The organism is Microcystis sp. M53603_WE2 (assembly GCF_030065435.1).
In genome coordinates this window covers 1-1,854 of the sequence record NZ_JASJFF010001039.1, presented here as the reverse complement: position 1 = coordinate 1,854, position 1,854 = coordinate 1, and the positions used below count along the sequence as shown (strand labels likewise).

Below are 1,854 nucleotides of genomic sequence, written 5' to 3'. Positions count from 1 at the left end.
GATCTCGCTCTTGCCAAAAATCTCTTTGTCTTCATCCGCCACTTTGATGCGAATCCGGTTAGCATCGACGTAGGAAACGACCCCATTGGTACGGGAAACGATGACCATGCCGGAGTCGCGAGCGGCCTGTGCTTCCAATCCGGTACCCACAAGGGGACGTTCGGGACGCAGCAGGGGAACCGCTTGTCGTTGCATATTAGAACCCATCAGGGCGCGGTTAGCGTCGTCGTGTTCAAGGAAGGGAATCAGGGAAGTGGCCACCGAGACAATTTGGACGGGGGAAACACAAACGTAGTCCACTTGTTCGGGGGAGGTGGTGGAGAATTCCTGCCGATAGCGCACTGGGATAGTTTCGCCGAGGATATAACCATTTTCATCGGTGGCCACGTCTCCTGGTGCGACTCTGAGATCGTCTTCTTCGTCGGCGGTGAGGTATTTAACGGGGAGATCGTAGCGAACTCGTCCATTTTCCACCGCGTAACAGGGGGTTTCAATAAAACCGTAGTCGTTGACGCGGGCGTAGGTGGCCAGGGAACCGATTAAACCGGCGTTGGGACCTTCTGGGGTTTCCACCGGACAAATGCGGCCGTGGTGGGAGGGGTGAATGTCGCGCACGGCAAAACCGGCCCGTTCCCGGGTCAGACCGCCGGGGCCAAGGGCGGAAATGCGGCGTTTATGGGTCAATTCCGCTAGGGGGTTGGTTTGATCCATGAACTGGGAGAGTTGCGAGGAACCAAAGAATTCTTTAATCGCCGCTACTAGGGGTTTCGGGTTGACTAGGGAAGCGGGGGTGAGGTTTTGGGATTCGCTGACGGTCATCCGTTCCCGAATGATTCTTTCTAAGCGGTTTAAACCTACTCGCACTTGGTTTTGTAGCAGTTCACCCACGGAACGGACGCGACGGTTGCCGAGGTGGTCGATGTCGTCGGTGTTGCCGATGTCAAATTCGAGGTTAATTAGGTAGTCGATCGCCGATAAGATGTCGGTGGTGGTGAGAACGCGCTGGTTATCGGGGACGTTGAGGCGTAGTTTTTTGTTGAGTTTATAACGACCAACGCGACCGAGATCGTAGCGTTTATTGTCAAAAAAGCGCGATTCGAGCAGTTGTTGTCCGCCGGTGACGGTGGGAGGTTCCCCGGGGCGTAGTTTGCGGTACAGGTCGAGGAGTGCCTCTTCTTCGGTGGGATTGCCTTCTTTGTCGAGGGTTTTTTGGTAGAATTCGGGGTGGCGTAGGGAGTCAAAGATTTCGTTATCGCTCAATCCGATCGCTTTCAGGAGAACTTGGGCGGATAATTTGCGGGTTTTGTCGATTCTGACCCAGACTAAGCCGTTTTTGTCGGTTTCAAATTTTAACCAAGCTCCTCGGTTGGGAATCAGGGAAGCGGAGTAGGTACGGCGACCATTTTTGTCGATTTCGGCCTTGTAGTAAACACCGGGAGAACGGACGATCTGATTGACGATGACTCGTTCAGCCCCGTTAATGATAAAGGTTCCCCGTTCGGTCATCAGGGGTAAATCGCCGATAAAGACTTCCTGTTCGATGTTTTCTCCCGTTTCTTTGTTGATTAGACGGGTGGGAACGTACATCTGAACGGAATAGGTGCTATCGCGTCGTTTGGCTTCATCGACGTTGTATTTCGGTTCTTTGAGTCTGTAGTCCTGGCCGAGGAAATGTAGTTCTAATTTACCTGTATAGTCGCTGATGGGGGAAAAGCTATTCAGTTCCTCGATTAGTCCTTCTTCCAAAAACCACCGAAAACTGGAGTGTTGGATTTCGATGAGGTCGGGTAAGAGGTTAAAGGTAAGATTGTTCATTATGGTTACAAGGGCTGATGACACGATAGCGACGGTCGG

1 protein-coding gene is annotated in these 1,854 nt (G+C 52.5%); it reads right to left on the bottom strand.

Features of this window, described 5'->3' with window-relative positions; genetic code table 11:
* Positions 1–1,815, bottom strand: a 1,815-nt coding sequence (locus tag PX481_RS21895; RefSeq protein ID WP_502888628.1) for an RNA polymerDNA-directed RNA polymerase subunit B, incomplete at its 3' end; no start/stop codon positions are given.
* Positions 1,816–1,854 lie beyond the last annotated feature (39 nt).